Origin of the sequence: Cupriavidus sp. KB_39, assembly GCF_052114485.1 — a bacterium.
Taxonomy (GTDB): domain Bacteria; phylum Pseudomonadota; class Gammaproteobacteria; order Burkholderiales; family Burkholderiaceae; genus Cupriavidus.
This window is the reverse complement of sequence record NZ_JBFREV010000180.1, coordinates 1-532: the sequence shown is the minus strand read 5'-3', so window position 1 is coordinate 532 and position 532 is coordinate 1. Positions and strand designations below refer to the sequence as shown.

The window sequence follows — 532 nt, the reverse complement described above, 5'->3', positions numbered from 1 at the left end:
AGCGGCGGCCTGCTGCGCGGCGTGGAGATCGAGGTCTGGCTGGACAGCACGCGCTTTGCCGGCGCGGGCGACCTCGAACTGTTCGGCGAGATGCTGAACCGCTTCCTGTCGCTGTACGCCACGCTCAATCTCTACACGCGGCTCGTGATCGTCTCGCAACCGTCCGGCCAGCGGCTGGCGTGGCCGGACAGCAAGGGCCAGGGGGCGCCGTTTTGAACGCGCCGGAGACCGCGCCGGACAACCGGGCACCCCGCCGTCTGAGCGAGGCATTGCTGGCCGATGCCCCACGCATGAACTTCTTCCGCCTGTGCGAGCTGATCGAACTGGCGGCGCCGGACCACCCGCCGCTCGGCACGACCGATTCGCCGGCCAATGAGCCGGTGCGCTTCCGCTCGAACGGCCGGCTCGGCTTTCCGGGGCGCGAGATCGACGCCGTGGAGCGTGACCCGGACCACCCCGGCGCCCCGCCCGTAGTGCGCACCAACTTCCTGGGGTTGTATGGCGTCGATGCCCGTATGCCATCGTATTTCGT

The 532-nt window shown here is 69.4% G+C and carries 2 protein-coding genes; both read left to right on the top strand.

Features of this window, described 5'->3' with window-relative positions; genetic code table 11:
• Nucleotides 1-216 (top strand): type VI secretion system baseplate subunit TssF (locus AB4Z27_RS29400; RefSeq protein ID WP_441646029.1); only part of this gene is annotated, 216 nt, incomplete at its 5' end.
• 74 nt (nt 217-290) lie between these two features.
• Nucleotides 291-532: type VI secretion system baseplate subunit TssG (locus AB4Z27_RS29395; protein WP_441646030.1), on the top strand; the 242-nt coding region annotated here is incomplete at its 3' end.